This is a genomic window from Micromonospora sp. LHW51205, assembly GCF_003315815.1.
In the GTDB taxonomy this organism is placed as follows: domain Bacteria; phylum Actinomycetota; class Actinomycetes; order Mycobacteriales; family Micromonosporaceae; genus Micromonospora; species Micromonospora chalcea.
Genome location: NZ_QMEZ01000010.1, coordinates 1 through 16771, shown reverse-complemented (window position 1 = coordinate 16771; position 16771 = coordinate 1). Strand labels below are relative to the sequence as shown.

14 protein-coding genes and 1 tRNA gene are annotated in these 16771 nt (G+C 71.1%); 4 read left to right on the top strand and 11 right to left on the bottom strand.

Annotated elements, in window-relative coordinates; genetic code table 11:
• Positions 1–118: 118 nt before the first annotated feature.
• The 4 genes from thrC to argS all read right to left on the bottom strand — a co-directional run bounded on the left by thrC (position 119) and on the right by argS (position 5637).
• Complete coding sequence (gene thrC, locus DQE82_RS27180) at positions 119–1168, bottom strand: threonine synthase (RefSeq protein WP_043328624.1); 1050 nt, start codon at positions 1166–1168, stop codon at positions 119–121.
• 112 nt (positions 1169–1280) lie between these two features.
• A complete protein-coding gene (locus DQE82_RS27175; RefSeq protein WP_043328623.1) occupies positions 1281–2585 on the bottom strand; it encodes a homoserine dehydrogenase in 1305 nt (434 codons plus the stop codon).
• On the bottom strand, positions 2582–3967 hold the full coding sequence (gene lysA, locus DQE82_RS27170) for a diaminopimelate decarboxylase (RefSeq protein ID WP_113974605.1): 1386 nt from the start codon (positions 3965–3967) through the stop codon (positions 2582–2584). Before lysA ends, DQE82_RS27175 begins: the two co-directional genes overlap by 4 nt.
• A 2-nt stretch (positions 3968–3969) precedes the next feature.
• Positions 3970–5637 carry an arginine--tRNA ligase gene (gene argS, locus DQE82_RS27165; protein WP_064447846.1) on the bottom strand — a complete coding sequence of 556 codons (1668 nt, stop codon included), beginning with the start codon at positions 5635–5637 and terminating at the stop codon, positions 3970–3972.
• A gap of 99 nt (positions 5638–5736) precedes the next feature.
• On the opposite strand from argS, the gene DQE82_RS27160 reads away from it, so the two are divergent.
• The 4 genes from DQE82_RS27160 (at position 5737) to DQE82_RS27145 (ending at position 9001) form a co-directional block, all read left to right on the top strand.
• Positions 5737–6573 (top strand): DUF3105 domain-containing protein, encoded by an 837-nt coding sequence (locus DQE82_RS27160; protein ID WP_043328620.1) that lies wholly within the window; start codon positions 5737–5739, stop codon positions 6571–6573.
• Between the two features lie 13 nt (positions 6574–6586).
• Positions 6587–7261: a DUF305 domain-containing protein gene (locus DQE82_RS27155; RefSeq protein ID WP_113974604.1), complete on the top strand. Its 675-nt coding sequence runs from the start codon at positions 6587–6589 to the stop codon at positions 7259–7261.
• A gap of 897 nt (positions 7262–8158) precedes the next feature.
• Positions 8159–8854 (top strand): winged helix-turn-helix domain-containing protein, encoded by a 696-nt coding sequence (locus DQE82_RS27150; RefSeq protein WP_064447847.1) that lies wholly within the window; start codon positions 8159–8161, stop codon positions 8852–8854.
• A 75-nt stretch (positions 8855–8929) separates the two neighbouring features.
• Positions 8930–9001 (top strand) — tRNA-Arg (locus DQE82_RS27145).
• 140 nt (positions 9002–9141) lie between these two features.
• Here the strand turns inward: DQE82_RS27145 and DQE82_RS27140 are convergent.
• The 7 genes from DQE82_RS27140 to DQE82_RS27105 form a co-directional block, all read right to left on the bottom strand.
• A complete protein-coding gene (locus DQE82_RS27140; protein WP_013475346.1) occupies positions 9142–10509 on the bottom strand; it encodes an integrase in 1368 nt (455 codons plus the stop codon).
• Positions 10506–10727 (bottom strand): AlpA family transcriptional regulator, encoded by a 222-nt coding sequence (locus DQE82_RS27135; RefSeq protein WP_013475345.1) that lies wholly within the window; start codon positions 10725–10727, stop codon positions 10506–10508. The genes DQE82_RS27140 and DQE82_RS27135 overlap by 4 nt, the downstream gene beginning before the upstream one ends.
• A 607-nt stretch (positions 10728–11334) precedes the next feature.
• Positions 11335–12897 (bottom strand): hypothetical protein, encoded by a 1563-nt coding sequence (locus tag DQE82_RS27130; protein ID WP_113974603.1) that lies wholly within the window; start codon positions 12895–12897, stop codon positions 11335–11337.
• Positions 12894–13868, bottom strand: a complete 975-nt coding sequence (locus DQE82_RS27125) for a bifunctional DNA primase/polymerase (RefSeq protein ID WP_113974602.1) — start codon at positions 13866–13868, stop codon at positions 12894–12896. Before DQE82_RS27125 ends, DQE82_RS27130 begins: the two co-directional genes overlap by 4 nt.
• A 28-nt stretch (positions 13869–13896) precedes the next feature.
• Positions 13897–14151 carry a hypothetical protein gene (locus DQE82_RS27120; RefSeq protein ID WP_113974601.1) on the bottom strand — a complete coding sequence of 85 codons (255 nt, stop codon included), beginning with the start codon at positions 14149–14151 and terminating at the stop codon, positions 13897–13899.
• Positions 14148–14441 (bottom strand): hypothetical protein, encoded by a 294-nt coding sequence (locus DQE82_RS27115; protein WP_113974600.1) that lies wholly within the window; start codon positions 14439–14441, stop codon positions 14148–14150. The genes DQE82_RS27120 and DQE82_RS27115 overlap by 4 nt, the downstream gene beginning before the upstream one ends.
• Positions 14442–14828: 387 nt before the next feature.
• The coding region (locus DQE82_RS27105) for a cell division protein FtsK (protein WP_199496138.1) at positions 14829–16771 on the bottom strand (1943 nt) is incomplete at its 5' end.

Sequence of the window (16771 nt, the reverse complement as noted above, 5' to 3'; positions counted from 1 at the left end):
CGCCACTTCCCCGATCTGGAGTCGATCAAGGGCGGGGATACCGCCACCTCCCCGAACTGGCATGGGTCGAGCGCGGAGGGCGCCGGCCGGTCCGGGAACGACGCGGGAGACGGAGGGATCAGACCAGGTCGAGGGAGCGCGCGGCGGCCAGCGCGTCGTTGGCGATCGTCACCGGCGCGGGCGCGGTCGAGATGGCCCACTCCGGGTCCTTCAGACCGTGCCCGGTGACCGTGCAGACCACCCGCGACCCGGCCGGCACCTTGCCGGCGGCGGCCTGCTGGAGCAGACCGGCGACGCTGGCCGCGCTGCCCAGCTCCACGAAGACGCCCACCTCGCGGGCCAGCAGCCGGTACGCCGACAGGATCTCCCGGTCGGTGACGGCGGAGATCAGGCCGCCGGAGGCGTCCCGCGCGTCGAGGGCCTTGGTCCAGCTCGCCGGGTTGCCGATCCGGATGGCGGTGGCGATCGTGGACGGCTCCGGCACCACCTGGCCGGTGACGATGGGGGCCGCGCCGGCGGCCTGGAAGCCGTACATCCGGGGGGCCTTCGTGGCGTTGCCGTCGCGCAGGTCCTCGGAGTAGCCCATCCAGTACGCGGTGATGTTGCCGGCGTTGCCGACCGGCAGGCAGTGGATGTCGGGCGCGTCGCCGAGCGCCTCGACGATCTCGAAGGCGGCGGTCTTCTGGCCGTGCAGCCGGTCGATGTTGACGGAGTTGACCAGCGCGACCGGGTAGTCCTGGGCGAGCTTGCCGGCCAGCCCGAGGCAGTCGTCGAAGTTGCCCTGCACCTGGAGCAGCTTCGCGCCGTGCACGAGCGCCTGGGCCAGCTTGCCCAGCGCGATCTTGCCCTGCGGCACCAGCACCGCGCAGGTGATCCCGGCGCGGGCCGCGTACGCGGCGGCGGAGGCGCTGGTGTTGCCGGTGGACGCGCAGATGATCGCCTTGTCACCGGCCTCGACGGCCTTGGAGACGGCGACCGTCATGCCCCGGTCCTTGAACGAGCCGGTCGGGTTGGCCCCTTCGACCTTGAGCCAGACGTCCGCGCCGACCCGGGCGGAGAGCACCGGTGCCGGCAGCAGCGGCGTGTTGCCCTCGTGCAGGGTGACGACGGGAGTCGCGTCGGTGACCGGCAGCCGGTCCCGGTACGCCTCGATCAGTCCCCGCCACATGTCGCGCTCCTCGCCTCTGTCGCCCCGCTCCGGGGCCTGCCAACAGCGTGGACCAGCCTGCCCGGCCGGCCACCGGCACACCCTGCCTTAACCATCAGGCGGGACGCGCCGGTTACGCGCCGCCCTCCACCCGCAGCACGCTCGTCACCGAGCGGACGATGTCCAGTCCGCGCAGCTCACGGACGGTGGCCGCGAGCGCGGCGTCGGGCGCGACGTGGGTGACGATAACCAGTTCCGCGTCGCCGCCGGCCGGGCCCTGCCGCACCGTGGCGATGGACACCTCGTGCCGGGCGAAGACCCCCGCCACCCCGGCCAGCACACCCGGGCGGTCGGCCACGTCGAGGCTGATGTGGTAGCGGGTGAGCGCCTCGCCCATCGGCCGCACCGACAGGTCGGCGTACGCCGACTCGCTCGCCGCGCGCACCCCGGCGAGACGGTTGCGGGCCACCGCCACCACGTCGCCGAGCACCGCGCTGGCGGTGGGCGCGCCACCGGCGCCCCGGCCGTAGAACATGAGCTGCCCGGCCGCGTCGGCCTCGACGAACACCGCGTTGAACGCGTCGCCGACGCTCGCGAGCGGGTGGGTCAGCGGGATCATCGCCGGGTGCACCCGGACGTTCACCGTCTCCCGGCCCTCCGGGTCGACGCCCCGGGCGGCGATGCAGAGCAGCTTGATCGTGCAGCCCATGGCCTTGGCGCTGGCCACGTCGGCGGCGGTCACCTCGGTGATGCCCTCGCGGTGCACGTCGGCGGCGGTCACCCGGGTGTGGAACGCCAGCGAGGCGAGGATGGCGGCCTTGGCGGCGGCGTCGAAGCCCTCCACGTCGGCCGTCGGGTCCGCCTCGGCGTACCCCAGCTCGGTGGCCTCCTCCAGCGCCTCGGCGAAGCCGGCGCCGGTGGCGTCCATGGCGGAGAGGATGAAGTTGGTGGTGCCGTTCACGATGCCGGTGACCCGGGTGATCCGGTCACCGTGCAGCGACTCGCGCAGCGGGCGCAGCAGCGGGATCGCCCCGGCGACGCTCGCCTCGTAGTAGAGGTCGGCGCCGCCCTCGGCGGCGGCGTCGTGCAGCGTCGCGCCGTCCTCGGCGAGCAGCGCCTTGTTGGCGGTGACCACGCTCTTGCCCGCGCGCAGCGCCTCGACGAGCCAGCCGCGGGCCGGCTCGATGCCGCCGACCACCTCGACCACCACGTCCACGTCGTCGCGTTTGATCAGCCCGAGCGCGTCGGTGGTGAACAGCGCCGGGTCGACCGGCAGGTCGCCGCGGTCACGGCCGAGCCGGCGTACGGCGATCCCGGCGATCTCCAGCGGGGCGCCGATCCGGGCGGCGAGGTCGGCCGACTGCTCGTGCAGCAGTCGGACCACGTCGCTACCGACCGTGCCACAGCCGAGCAGCGCCAAGCGAACCGGTGAGGTCATCCCACATCCAATGCCAGCAGGTCGTCTTCGGTCTCCCGGCGGACGATCAGCCGCGCCCGACCGTCACGGACGGCGACGACCGGGGGCCGCGGGACATGGTTGTAGTTGCTGGCCATGCTCCGGCAGTACGCCCCGGTGCCGGGCACCGCAACAAGATCTCCGGGCTGCACGTCGGCGGGCAGAAATTCATCCTTCACCACGATGTCCCCGGACTCACAATGCTTTCCCACCACGCGGGCGAGCATCGGCTGCGCCGTCGACGTGCGGTTCGCCATCGTGGCCGAGTACGAGGCGTCGTAGAGCGCGGTACGGATGTTGTCGCTCATCCCCCCGTCCACGCTCACGTAGGTGCGGAGGCCGTCCACGTCCTTCACGGTCCCGGCCTGGTAGAGCGTGAACACGGCCGGGCCGACGATCGCGCGGCCCGGCTCGACCGACAGGTGCGGCACGGCGAGGTTCTCCGCCGCGCACTCCCCGTCGACGATCTTGCGCAGGCGCTTCGCCAGGTCGTGCGGCGACGCCGGGTCGTCCTGGGTGGTGTACGCGATGCCGAAGCCGCCGCCCAGGTCCAGCTCGGGCAGCTCCACGCCGCGGGCGTCGCGGATCTGCGACTGGAGCGCGAGCACCCGGCGGGCGGACACCTCGAAGCCGCTGGCGTCGAAGATCTGCGAGCCGATGTGCGAGTGCAGGCCGCGCAGCTCCAGCACGTCCTCGTCGAGGATCTTGAACGCGGCCGCGGCGGCGGCGCCGCCGGCGAGCGAGAAGCCGAACTTCTGGTCCTCGTGCGCGGTGGCGATGAACTCGTGGGTGTGTGCCTCCACGCCGACGGTGACCCGGACCAGCACCTTCGGGCGTACCCCGCGCTCGCGGGCCAGCTCGGAGAGCCGGTCGATCTCGGTGAACGAGTCGACGATGATCCGCCCCACCCCGGCGTCGACCGCCCGGGTCAGCTCGGCGACCGACTTGTTGTTGCCGTGGAAGCCGATCCGCTCCGCCGGCATCCCGGCCGACAGCGCGGTGGCCAGCTCACCGCCGGTGCAGACATCGAGGAACAGGCCCTCCTCGGCGATCATCCGGACCACCGCGCGGCACAGGAAGGCCTTGCCGGCGTAGTAGACGTCCGTGTCCGGGAAAGCCGCGCGGAACTCGCGGCAGCGCTCGCGCAGGTCGTCCTCGTCCAGCACGTACGCCGGGGTGCCGTACTCGGCGGCCAGGTCGCGGACGTCCAGGCCCGCGACGGTCAGCGCGCCGGCCGGGCCGCGCACCACGTTGCGCGGCCACAGCTGCGGCACCAGGGCGTTGACGTCGACCGGGGTACGCAGCCAGGCCGGCCCCCGGCTGCCGATCTCGCCGTGCAGCGCTCCTGCCTCATGCGCCCGCATGACTACATCCGCTCCGGCGCGGACACCCCGAGCAGGCGCAGGCCGTTGGCGATGACCACCCGGGTCGCGTCGTTGAGCCAGAGCCGCGCCCGGTGGGTGTCGGTGATCTTCTCGTCGCCCTGCGGGGCGATCCGGCAGTTGTCGTAGAACCGGTGGTACGCCTGCGCGACGCTCTCCTCCAGGTAGCGCGCCACCCGGTGCGGCTCCCGCAGCTCGGCGGCGGTGGCCACCACCGCGGGGAACTCGGCGAGCGCCTTGAGCAGCTCGTTCTCCTTGTCGTGGCCGAGCAGCTCGGGCTGGAACGCGGCGGCGTCACCCCGGGTCAGCCCGATCTCGGCCGCGTTGCGGGCCACCCCTGCGGTACGCGCCGCGACGTACTGGACGTAGTAGACCGGGTTGTCGTTCTTCGCCCGGGTCCACAGCTCCACGTCGATGTCGATGGGCGAGTCGGCCGAGTAGCGGGCCAGCGCGTACCGGGCCGCGTCCACGCCGATCGCGTCGACCAGGTCCTCCAGCGTGACCACGGTGCCGGCCCGCTTACTCATCCGCACCGGGGCGCCGTCGCGGACCAGGTTGACCAGCTGGCCGATGAGGATCTCCAGGTTGCGCGCCGGGTCGTCGCCGAAGCAGGCCGACATCGCCTTCATCCGGCCGATGTAGCCGTGGTGGTCGGCGCCCAGCATGATCACGACCCGGTCGAAGCCGCGCTCCCGCTTGTTCAGGTAGTAGGCGCAGTCGGCGGCGAAGTACGTCCACTCGCCGTTGGACTTGCGCAGCACCCGGTCCTTGTCGTCGCCGAACTCGGTGGTGCGCAGCCAGGTCGCGCCCTCGGACTCGAAGACGTGCCCCTGCTCCCGCAGCCGGGCCAGCGCCGCGTCCAGCGCGCCCTGGTCGTGCAGGTCCTTCTCGTTGAAGTAGGTGTCGAACTCCACACCGAAGTCGCGCAGCGAGGACTTGATCTCGGCGAACATGAGCTGGACGCCCTCGGTCCGGAAGACCTCCTCGGCGGCGTCCGGGGTGAGGTCGAGCACGTCCGGCCGGCGGCGGACCACCTCGGCGGCGATCTCCGCGATGTACGCGCCGCCGTAGCCGTCCTCCGGCGCGGGCTGGCCCTGCGCGGCGGCCAGCAGCGAGCGGGCGAACCGGTCGATCTGGGAGCCGGCGTCGTTGAAGTAGTACTCGGTGCCGACCTCGGCGCCGGTGGCGCGCAGCAGTCGGCTGAGCGCGTCACCGACGGCCGCCCAGCGGACCCCGCCGATGTGCACCGGGCCGGTCGGGTTCGCGGAGACGAACTCCAGGTTGATCCGCTGCCCGGCGAGGGTGTCGCTGCTCCCGTACGCCGGGCCGGCCTCGACGATGAGCTTGGCGAGCTGACCGGCGGCGGCCGCGTCGAGGCGGACGTTCAGGAAGCCCGGCCCGGCGATCTCCACCGACTTGACCCCCGGCGCCTTGGCCAGCTCGTCGGCCAGCGCGGTCGCCAGTTCCCGCGGGGGTACGCCCACCTTCTTGCTGAGCTGGAGCGCCAGCGTCGAGGCGTAGTCGCCGTGATCCGGGTTACGGGGTCGCTCGACGGTGGTCTGCGCGGGCAGCGCGGCGCGGTCCAGCCCGCGCTCGTCGAAGACGGCGTGGGCTGCGGCGAGGACGACCTCGGCGAGTTCTGCGGGAGTCACTGATCCATGTTATCGGGGGTAGACTCGGGCACCGCGGCGGCGACCCAGCATGTGAACCGGCCCCGCGGTCCCCCTGACCGACCGACCTGACGAGGCACGATGAGCATCAGCACCCCGGGCGGCCCGGAGCGCCGTCCCACCGTGGTCAGCACCGGCAAGAAGCCGGCCGCCGGCCGGCCCGCGGCTGCCGACAAGCCAGCCGCGAAGGCCGGCGCGGGCAAGGCCGGGGGCGGCAAGGGCACGCCACGGCCCGGTGCCGGCGGCAAGGGCCGCAAGCCGATCGCCCCGGTGAAGGTGAGCCAGGGTCGCTCGTGGGGCCCGATCGCCCTGTTCGTCGCGGTCGGCGTGCTGGCCGTGGGCATCATCGGCGTCGGCGCCTGGGCGGTCTACCAGGGCGGCCAGCCGTGGGAGAAGCGGGCCCAGGCGATCAACGGCATCGTCGACTACCGCGAGAAGGACAAGGACCTGGTCAAGGGCGGCAACCACCAGCCCGGCGCGATCAAGTACGACGTCCTCCCGCCGGTCGGCGGCCCGCACAACCAGGCCTGGCAGAACTGCATGGGTGACGTCTACGACGCCCCGATCGCCAACGAGCACGCGGTGCACAGCCTGGAGCACGGCACGGTGTGGATCACCTACCGCCCGGACCTGCCCGCCGACCAGGTGGAGAAGCTCAAGAGCAAGGTGCAGGGCAAGGAGAAGCTGATGCTCAGCCCGTTCGAGGGGCTGGACAAGCCGATCTCGCTGCAGGCCTGGGGCTACCAGCTCAAGGTCGACAACGCCGACGACGGCCGCATCGACGACTTCATCAAGACGCTGCGGGTGAACGCCTCCATCGAGGGCCCGAACGCGCTCTGCGACCAGGGCGTCACGGCCACCGGCACCGCTCCGCGCGACAACCTGCAGAACACCATGCCCCAGCAGCCCACCCAGTAAGGACGACGCCGCGATGACCGCTTCGGTGACCACCGACAGCGAACTGGACGAGGCTCCGGCCGCCGACCAGGGCGGCCGGGGCGCGATGCGCCGTTACGGCCTGCCGGCGGTGGTCGCCGCCCTCGTGGTCGGGCTGCTCCTCGGGTACGCCGGCGGTCTGCTCACCCCCACGCTCACCCGGCCGGGTGAGAACTCGGCGGAGGCCGGGTTCGCCCGGGACATGACCGCCCACCACAACCAGGCCGTGGCCATGGGGCTGCTCGCGTTCAACCAGGGGCAGGACCCTGAGGTACGCCAGGTCGGCGTGGACATCGCCACCGGCCAGCAGGGCGAGATCGGCACCATGCAGACCTGGCTGCGGTCCTGGAAGCTGGACCCGACCGGCGGGCAGGCGCCGATGGCGTGGATGAAGGACGGCGGCGGGCTGATCAAGGACGGCCTGATGCCGGGCATGGCCACGCCGGAGGAGATGGCGAAGCTGCGCGCCGCGAGCGGCCGCGAGTTCGACGTGCTCTTCCTGCAGATGATGATCCGCCACCACATCGGCGGCGTGCACATGATCGACGGCATCCTCGAGCAGGGGCGTGACGACGACGTGCTGGCGGTCGCGCAGGTCATGAAGAACACGCAGCAGAACGACCTGACCAACCTGAGCGCGGCGCTGAAGCGCCTGGGCGGCACCCCGTAACACCACCCGCCACCCCGCAAGACCCCCGAGGCCCGGTCCCCCTTCCCAGGGGCACCGGGCCTCCCCCGTCCCGCCCTCACCCGCCCGCCCGCCCGCCCGCCCCGGCGATCTTGCAGTTACTGCCCCGGCCATGCCGGATTCGCCCCGTTACGCGAGGGCCGCAAGTGCAAGATCGCGGGAGGATGGGCGAGGACGGCCCGGGTCGGCCCGACAGGGCATCCTCGCCCGCCCCTCGCGCGTCCGTGCTTCCGGTCGGTGCTTGATCCACTCCAGCTCGGGGAAGCGGCCGCCTCCCCGCTCTTGATCCACTCCAGCTCGGGGAGGTGGCGTTATCCCCGCCCTTGATCGACACCAGTTCGGGGAGGTGGCGGGGTCAAGGTGGGTGGGATGCAACCACTTCGGCGAGGTGGAGTGGATCAAGAGCAGGGTGATGTGCTCGGGCAGGCTGGCCGGTCGAGGTAGGACGGGGTGGGACGGGGTGGCCGTGCCGAGGGTCGGCTGGTGGCCGAGGGCCGGCCCGACAGGGGCATCCCACCCGCCTCGCGTACCCGCGCTTCCGGTTCGGAGCTTGATCGACACCAGCTCGGGGAAGTGGCGGCATCCCCGCTCTTGATCGACACCAGTTCGGGGAGGTGGCGAGATCAGGGTGGGTGTGATGCAGCCACTTCGGCGAGATGGAGTCGATCAAGGGTGGGCTCGTGGCCCGGGGTGATGTGTTTGAGGCAGGCGGGCCGGTCGAGGTGGGACGGAGAGGCCACGTCGAAGGTTGGGGCCGGGGGTGAGATGTCCCGGTTTGGGGGTTTGTAACGGTTTGGGGTTAACGGGTCATTGTGGGGGTTGGAGAGTTTTCTACCCACATATCGTGACCAGTTGCGATTCGGGCTCGTTGCCCAAGACGTGGGGGTTGCACTCAGAGACGCAGGGCGGTCGGTGACCAGCTGGTGCCGACGCCACACCATCGGCGGTGACGGAGCGGTGGCAGCCGTCCGTCGCGGACTGCGGCAGGGCGAGCCGGGAACGCTCAGCCGCGAACAGGAACTCGAACTCATCGACGTGCTCCGGGGGGTCCACCCCGACGAGTTCGGCCTCGACGAGGAGCTCTGGACACGGCAGAGCCTGACCGCCCTCATCGAGCGCCGGTTCGGGCTGGCGATGGACGCCGGCACCGTCGGGGCGTACCTGCGGGCCTGGGGTCTGGGGCCGCGCGAGCCGCGCGAGCGGGCCTGCGGCCTGTGCGTCAGCGCGGTCGAGCGGTGGGTACGCAGCGAGTACCCGACGATCACGCGGGCGGCCCAGGAGCACGCCGCCGAGGTCTACTGGATCGGCCGGGTACGCCTGCGCGGCACCATGCCCGCCGCCGACGTGGTCTCGGCGGTCTCGTCGCGGGGACGGGTGCGGTTCATGGTCACCACGCCGTCGGTGGATCCTCCGCTGCCCCGGGACTTCGTGCTGCGGCTCAGCGGCGCCGAGGAGCGCACGGTGCACCTGATCGTGGACGGCTCGTGGCCGCGCAACGAATGGCCCCGTCGGCTGCCCCGGCGCGTCGTGCTGCATCCGCTGCCGAGCTGTGGTCGCGCCGTCGCCGCCGCCTGATCCGACGAAGATCGACTCGCGGGGTACCGATTCGGTGATCCGGGAGGGGGTTTGCTACTCTTCTCGGGTCGCTGAGCCCCCGTAGCTCAGGGGATAGAGCACCGCCCTCCGGAGGCGGGAGCGCAGGTTCGAATCCTGCCGGGGGCACCTTCCATGAACAGCACAAAAAGGCCCCTGACCAGGCGAAACCCGGTCAGGGGCCTTCATCATCTGTCCGGCCATGTCCGGCCGTCACCGGCCCATGGCGGGCATCTGTGCCAAATGCGTGCCACGGAACGCGGGCACCCTCAGCCGTGCCCGAGCGCTCTTTCGATGCGCTGCCGGAGAGCCGCGTCACCGCCGTCAAGGCACTTGGCATAGATCCTGAGCAACACCTCCACCGACTGCCCTGCCCACTCGGCGACCTGCGTTGGCGGCACTCCCCCGTTGAGCCACGTCGACACGGCAGCGTGCCGCAGGTCGTACGGGGTACGGGCCAGCGGCGAGGCATGCACCTCGGGCGTGAACACAGCGGCCCGCGCCCACCGCCACACGCGGTTGATCGTGCCCTTGGGAAGTTCCTCCTTGTTGCGCTCCCCCACGAACAGGCGACCGTTCGGTCCGTAGCCGAACAACCCGACGTGCGCGTGAATGATCGCGGTCAGCTCGGGCGGACAGGGAACCGTTCGCGTCTCCCCTCGCGCTCGCTGCTTGAGTTGTCGACTGTCACGGTTCTTTCCGCTGTCGGTCCATTCACGGCCGGCGTGAGGATCGGCTCCATCAAGGATGAATTCCCCCCAACCTTTATCGGGCAGGTGGAGGTTCGGTTTGGCGAGGCGTACGGCTTCCTCCGGCCGAAGTGCGGCGTAGTACAGGCAGGCGTAGAAAGCCACCATTCGCGGACCGATACGGCCCTGCTCTCGCACCCCTTCCAGCAGGGTTCGCACCTGCACCGGGTTGGCGACCGAACGCCGGTCGATGGTGGAGACGGTTTTCGGTGGCTTCCACTTCAGCTTTGGGAGCGGGTTTGCCGGTAAGAGTCGCCTCTCCACCGCGTATTCGATCGCGGTATTGAATATCTTCCGGCGTCGGCTGATGACGCTCGGGGCGGCCGGCGCTCCGTCGAGTCGAACGGTGAGGCCGTCCAACACCGGGCGCAGCACCTCGGCGCGGCTGAGGCTTGCCACGTCACGGGTGTTCCGCCGCACCCAATCGAGCGTCTTCCGCACCTGTTCAGGCACGTTGTCGGCCGTGCGGCGCGGGGTGTTGAAGGCCCAGCGGCTGAGGGCGTGGCGGAGCACTTTGCCGTCTGGGCGACCCCTCGCGTTGCTCAGCATGAGCACGGTCAGCGCCGTCAGGGCTTCCGCATGTGTACGCCTGGTCGTGGCGGCCACGTGCGGCCATTTCATGTCGGCGAAAGCGCAAGCCAGGTCGTACCAGGACATGACGGCGGTGTCGCGGCGCATCGAGATCGGATAGCCCGTCTCGATATCGAACGCCTCACCCTTGCGGGAGGCGGTGACCAGCTCCGAGCGGAAGCCTTCCGCGAGAGCCTTTGTCTTGAAGACCTGCTTCTGTCGTCGCTCGGCCACGCGCCAGCGGACGCGATAGGTGCGGCCCCTCTGCCCTTCGTACGTTTCGATTGACCAGATACGCACTTCGTAGGTGGTGTTCAAGCGGCCTCCTCATAGAGCGATTCAAGCCAGGATTCGTAGTCGCGGCGTTCGATCCGAATCTCGCCGTTCGGCAGCTTGCGGGCCGGTGGCCCCTTTCGCTTTGCTCGCCAGTCGTAGAAGGTTGACCGGCTGATTCCGAGGTCGTCGCAAACGTCGGCGATGGTGAGGTGACGAGCGGTGCGAGTCGTCCCCCGCTCCGGGCGCTTCGGGACAGTCATGTGCGGGTGTCCTCCCTCGGGGTGGCGTGGAGGTAGATGCGCTGGAACATCTGGGATCGGTGGTCGGGGTAGGGCTGGGAGACGTGGCGGATGTGCAGCACTTGGGCGATGGCGGTGAGCGCAGCGGCTGTTTCAGCGGGTGTGCCGTGCAGCCTGATTCGCACGGTGAGCGCCTTTCGGTCGTTGCGGGTCGGGTGTGGAGGGTGTGGGTGGCGGTGCGGCAGAACGGCGCAGAACGGCCCGCTGAGAGCGACGGAGACGCGAGATCCGAGCAGGGTTGGTGTAAGGCATAGGGCAGATCCGTCTGTGTGGCTCTCAGCGGGCCGGTCTACGTCGATGGGTTGCGGTCGGTTGAGGCTCGTTGTGGGAGGGGCTGAACCATCTCCGCATCTCCGCATCTCCGCAAACATGGCTGCGAGCTGGGCGAATGCTTGCGGAGATGCGGAGTTCTACTGAGGGGGATCTCCGCAAGAGACCGTGATCTCCGCAAGATCGTGCGGAGATGCGGAGATCGATGATTCCTGATGGTTTGATCTCCGCAGGCTGTTTTCCCTGGTGGCAGGGGGTTGGTGCGGCGTTGCGGAGATGCGGAGATGGTTCAGCGGGCTCAGTCCTGGTGGCGTTCGACCCAGAACACGGCCCGGTCGCCGCGTTCGTTTTTCCCGGCGCGGATGACGTGATCGCCGCGCCAGCGTCCGGCTTGGCCGGTGAGCAGCCGGCCGAGTTGCAGGGGGTTGGGTAGGCGGCCGTTGTGGGTGGTGATGAATTGCCCGTCCCACGGGTCGTGTTCGTCGCTGCCGAGGTGCATTGGTTCTGCGTCGCGGCGCAGGTCAGCGGCCGTCAAACGTCGACTGCCGTGGCGGTCGTGCCAGGTGGTGAGGAACGCGCGCCAGCGCGTTTCGTCTTCATCGATTTCCCGTACCTCGGCGGCGTTGGTGAGGAACCCGTCGATGCCGTGGTGGGCCAGGAATCCGCCGAGGGCTTGCGCCCACGGGGTGAACTGCCGCATCGACAGCCCGGCCGCCCGGTGTGCTCCCTGCCGCGTCCAGTCGAGCACCAGCACCAGGAGGTGCCACAGCACGGTGAGCTGATTCGCGGGAACGGTGATCCACTGGTCAAGATGCGGAATGCCGAACCCGGTCTGGTCGCGTAGTTCGGGGCGAGGCATGTCCGGGTCGAGATGCACCCGGACGGTGCGGGAGGCCATGTCCCCGCCGACTTGCAGGTTGTTGCCGGTGGCCATCCACAGCCGGTCGTTGACGGTGGCGATGTTCCGCGACGCACCAAGCTGCCGGTCGGACCACACGCCGTTGGTGACGAGCTGGGCGAGCACGGCGGAGTCGATGACGGTGCCCTCGGCCAGGTTGTCCCAGATGACCACGCCCACCTGTTCGGCAAACACCGCCGTGATGGACTTGCGGAGTTCCTCGTCGGAGTAGGCCCAGTTCATGACGCGCTGCCCGTAGAGCATCCCCGGTCCGGCGGTGAGGATCGTCTTGCCCGATGAGGGCATGGTCGCGTCGATGAGCGCGAACGGGGTCAGGGAGCGGGTGAAGTGCCGCAGGATCGGCGTGGCCAGCAGCGCCACGTAGTTGGCCCGATCGGCGGCGCTGGCCCAGGGGAAGTCGCGCAGGAACCGGCCGAGAAGGAACGTGCGCGCCTCGGCGACCTGCTCGGCGGTGGGCTCGTCGGGCACGGGCGGCAGCGCCACCCGGGTTGCCAGGTAGAGGCCGGTGGCCTTGTCGTAGCCGGGTTGCTGCAACAGGGTGCCGTCACGCCGCAGGACGGGTGCGCCGATGATCCCGCGCAGCGGCGCCACACCCGGCCACGTTTTCCCTGCTAGGACGGATGACAGCGTGTCCCGGGGCGGGGTGACTTCCTCTTCGTACATCTCCGGGTCACCGCCGTCGCCCTTGCGGGTCTTCACCCGGTAGACGTAGGCGTGCTCGGCGAGCAGCCCGGCCAGCCCAGCCGGGGTGACCACGCTGGCGGACACCGGCAGCGGTGAGTCCTCATCGGCGGCTGGCGCGAGGTCACCCGAGACGGCTTCCATGTGCACCAGCTGCCCGGCCGACACGTACGTGTCGGGCAGCAACCCGTCCGTCAGGGCGGCTTTCAGGGTCCGGATGGTCTCCGGGCCGGTGCCGACCTGCAACCGCGTGCCGGTCATGCTGCCCTTCCCGTGTTGCTCAGGCGGCGCGGCTGGCGTGCGCCGACGCGCAGCCCGGACGCGATCGTGCGGGCAATTTCCCCGTGGCGCAGCCCGGTCGACAGCGCGGCGGGCTCCAGCACGGCGTACACGTCCGCGTTGGTGATCGCGCCCCCGGCGGCGAGCTGCCCGAGGGCCACCGCCGAGGCGAACAGCGCGGCGTTCCGGCCGCCTTCGGCGGCGGCGGTGAGGTGAGCGACCTGACGGCGGATCGCGGCAGCGACGTACCGGCCGCGCCGGTCCGGCGGCAAGGCAACCGCGGTCGGCCGATACGCGGGCCGTGCCGGCACGGTGAGCAGTCCGGCCAGCCACGCGGGCAGCGGCGCGGGCTCGCAGTCCAGCGCCACCACGTACGGTCGGCCCGCGACCGTTGATCCGGCTGCCACGACGTAACCGCCGTGGGCGCGGGTGTCGACCATCGGGCCGAGCGTTCCGGCGGTGTTACGCAGCGCCGGGCCGGTGTCCGGGTGCCGGTAGTACAGGTGGGTGCCGCCTCGGCCGGTGGTCACGGTGTACGTCGCGTCGATCGTGGCGGCGTGCGCGGCGGCCAGCGCGGCGAGCGTTCGCAGCCCGTGCGGGCATCCCTCGTAGCCGGGCGGCATGGTCTGGCCGGGCTTGCGCACGTCCAGGTCGACCACCACCAGACCGGACGGGCCGCACGCGACACCCACCCCGTAAGCGCGCATCGACCACGCCCGCCGAATCCGCTCGGGGTCGGTGGTGGCGCGTTCCTCCCACCCCACGTGACGGCTGGCGGCCCGGCAGCGCGAGTCGGTCAGGTCGCAGCGCTCGGCAGTGCAGCGGGCCGGGAACGCCGGGCGCTTCGGCTCATCCGCGTCAGCGGGGCTCGGGCGGTCGGGACGTAGCGGGAACACATGCCAGCCACGCGCGGCACACGCCAGCGCGGCGGCCAGAAGATCAGGACGGGACACAAGGGCCTCCCTTCCAAAGGTCGAAGAATCAAGCGGCACGGCGGCGAGAACGGACGGCGGTCAGGTCGACCACCGCCCCGCCCGCCGGGTCGGGTTGCCGGTGGGTGCGTTCGTGGCGCTCCTGTGCGCAGGCGGCGCAGTTACGTGGCAGGAGGTAGACCGGCCGACCGCTCAGGGCGTCGGCGGCGGCCAGCGTTCGGCGGCAGATGTGCGGGTAGGGCTCGGCGTCGGTGACCGGTCGGCCGAGGATCGTGGACGCGGCGAGCCACTGTCTGCCGGTCACCGCGCGGCCCGCCTCGGCCGGGGCCGCGCGGTGATGGCGGCGCGGGTGACGGCCTCGCGCACGTCGCCGAGCAGCCCGACCAACTGCCGCCGGGCGGCCAGTTCCCCGGCGGCGAGCGCCACGCGGACGCGCACCTCGGCGTGCTCCCGCCCTGCGGCTGTGCGCACCCGGACGAGGACAGCGCGGGCGTGACCGGGGATGTTGACCACGATCTCTGGCGAGCGGTGCTCGCCGAGGCCGCACCGGTGGTCCCGCCCGCACCAGTCGGTGTGAGCGTCGCGGCGGTTCATCGGTGGGCCTCGGCGCGCAGCCGGTGGAAGACGTTGTAGACGCGCCGTCCGAGGCGGAGTCGCATGCCTCGGTCGCAGCGGCGGCAGGCGCGGGGTCGGTGGAGGATGCGGGTGGTGGTGTGGCCGGTGCCGGCGCATCGTTTGCAGGTTGTGAAGGGGATGACCCAGCACAGCGCGGCGTAACCGAGCGTGATCAGGGCGAGGATGGCGGCGGTGACGCTAGCGAGGGTGAGCAGGGGGTCCACAAGTGCCTCCCGGGCCGGTTTTCGGGTGTGAGCGGCCGTGAGCTGCTAGCTACTAGCGGGCAGCTCATGATTCGTGCGGGGTGCTAGCGGGGGTGCTAGCGCTAGCAGCGCGGGCCGCTAGCGCTAGCACCCACGGGGCCGGTTAGCTGGCGGACCGCTTGCGGTCACGCTCCGCAATCGCGGCCAGAAGGTCGGCGTGCTTGATGCCGCGCCGGGTCACCGGCTTGCCGTCGATGCGGCGGCCCACGTCGGCGACCTTCACGGCCGGGTGGGGCTTGAGCGCGGTGGTGAGCTGCGCCGCCTCCCACCCGCCGTAGGTGTCGGGCCGCAGGTCGGCCAGGAGGCCGCACAGTGTCTCGTTCCAGGCGGCCTTGTCGTCGCCCGGCCACACCCGTGCCAGGTCGCCGAGCACGTCCGCCACCGGCGCGATGTCGCGGGTCTGCTCGTCCGGCTTGGGCAGCGTCCCCGCCGCCTGGCGCAGGGCGACGGCGCGGGTGACGATGCGGGCGGCGGCGGTGGTGTCGACGTAGAACGAGCGCACCGCCGACGCCTTCGGCCCGAACCCCCGCAGGATGCCCCACCCCGCCTCGATCACCGGCTGGAACACCGTGGCGCGGTAGCCGTTCTTGTAGGCCGACGTGCCGAGGATCATGTCGTTCGCGGTCTGGTCGGCCACGGACAGGCAGAAGCGGGAGTTGACGTTGCGGGTGATGCCGGTCGGGAGGCTGTCCTTGTCGGGGATCTGCGTGCCGATCATGATGATCACCCCGAGGGCGCGGCCCAGCTTGATGACCTTCTCCAGCAGTTCCCCGGCGTCCTTGCCGTACTTGCTGGTCATCAGCTCTTGCAGCTCATCGAACCACGCCACCAGGGGGTGCAGCCCGGACCCCTTGAGCGACGCCAGCTCGGGCGTGACCTTGTTCTCCGGGGCCTTGCCGAGGCGGGCGTAGTGCTCGATGCGCTTGGAGCGGCGGCGGCACTCCTCATACAGCCACTCGATGAAGCCGAAGCAGCGGGCGAGGGTGTCGTCATCGAAGCCGTTGCCGTACTCGGCCATCACCTGCTCAAGCACGGCGAAGTCCCCGACGCCCTTGAGTTCGTAGCCCCGGATCTCGGCGCGCGGGTCGAGGGCGGCGGCCAGGATCAGATCCCGCAGCGCGAACGTCTTCCCGGAGCCGGGCTGACCGCCGAACAGGAAGTTGCGGAACATCAGATCCACCGCCACGGTGTCCAGGCGGGGGGTGGTGGCGAACGGGAACGCCTTGAACACGTCCACCTTCGCGCCAGCGGACAGCAGCGGCCACGGGGGTTGCTTCATCTGCGAGGCCGGTTCGTAGCCGACCCAGAGGGCGAGTCGGCCGGTGTGCCCGGGCGCGGGCTCGGGCCACACCTGATCAAGCGGCAGGCGCATCGCCGACGCGAGCTTGCCCCGGCGGGCGACCACCTCGGCGGCCTCCACCCCGTACGGGAGGTCGACGACGGCCAGGTGGCCGGGGCCGTCGCGGTGAATGTCGACCGGGAAGCTGATCGCCTTCGGATCCTTGGCAACCGCGCTGTTGATGCCGCTCATTTGCAGCGACGTGAGCGCCCGCCGGACCAGGTCGGCGGTGAGCTTGCGGTAGCGGTTGCCCTCGGTCACCCGGTCAGTGAGCGGCTTGTCGGCCGGGCGGCCGAGGGTGGCCAGCAGCGGCACCAGAGCGAGCAGGGCGGCGTAGCGCCACCACGCGGGGCCGAGCGCCAGCACCACCGCACCGGCGACGGTAGCGGTGGCCGTCGCGGCGAGTACCCACCACCGCCAGACGGTCTGGCGCTGGCGGCGGGCGTCGAGCTTCATCCACGTGTCCGCGTCACCCCGGGACGCGGCGGCCTGCCGCAGGTGCCAGTTGCCTTCCTCGGCGCTGGCCCACCGCAGCGCCCGCCCGAGGCCCCGGAACAGGCCCAGCGGCGCGTACACGGCGGTCTTCGCCGCGTACTTCGGCAGCCGCACGCCGTGGTAGGCGGTGACGTATCCGGCGTCCTTGACCTGATGCCGGGCAGCGGCGCGGAAGGCGCGCCAGGAACGCGCCCAGTCGGCCAGGATCGGCC

Bases quoted from the DNA above. Each gene is read 5' to 3' on its own strand.
- thrC (WP_043328624.1), bottom strand. From the start codon at position 1,168: ATGTGGCGGGGACTGATCGAGGCGTACCGGGACCGGCTGCCGGTCACC.
- DQE82_RS27175 (WP_043328623.1), bottom strand. From the start codon at position 2,585: ATGACCTCACCGGTTCGCTTGGCGCTGCTCGGCTGTGGCACGGTCGGT.
- lysA (WP_113974605.1), bottom strand. From the start codon at position 3,967: ATGCGGGCGCATGAGGCAGGAGCGCTGCACGGCGAGATCGGCAGCCGG.
- DQE82_RS27160 (WP_043328620.1), top strand. From the start codon at position 5,737: ATGAGCATCAGCACCCCGGGCGGCCCGGAGCGCCGTCCCACCGTGGTC.
- DQE82_RS27155 (WP_113974604.1), top strand. From the start codon at position 6,587: ATGACCGCTTCGGTGACCACCGACAGCGAACTGGACGAGGCTCCGGCC.
- DQE82_RS27135 (WP_013475345.1), bottom strand. From the start codon at position 10,727: ATGACTGTCCCGAAGCGCCCGGAGCGGGGGACGACTCGCACCGCTCGT.
- DQE82_RS27130 (WP_113974603.1), bottom strand. From the start codon at position 12,897: ATGACCGGCACGCGGTTGCAGGTCGGCACCGGCCCGGAGACCATCCGG.
- DQE82_RS27115 (WP_113974600.1), bottom strand. From the start codon at position 14,441: ATGAACCGCCGCGACGCTCACACCGACTGGTGCGGGCGGGACCACCGG.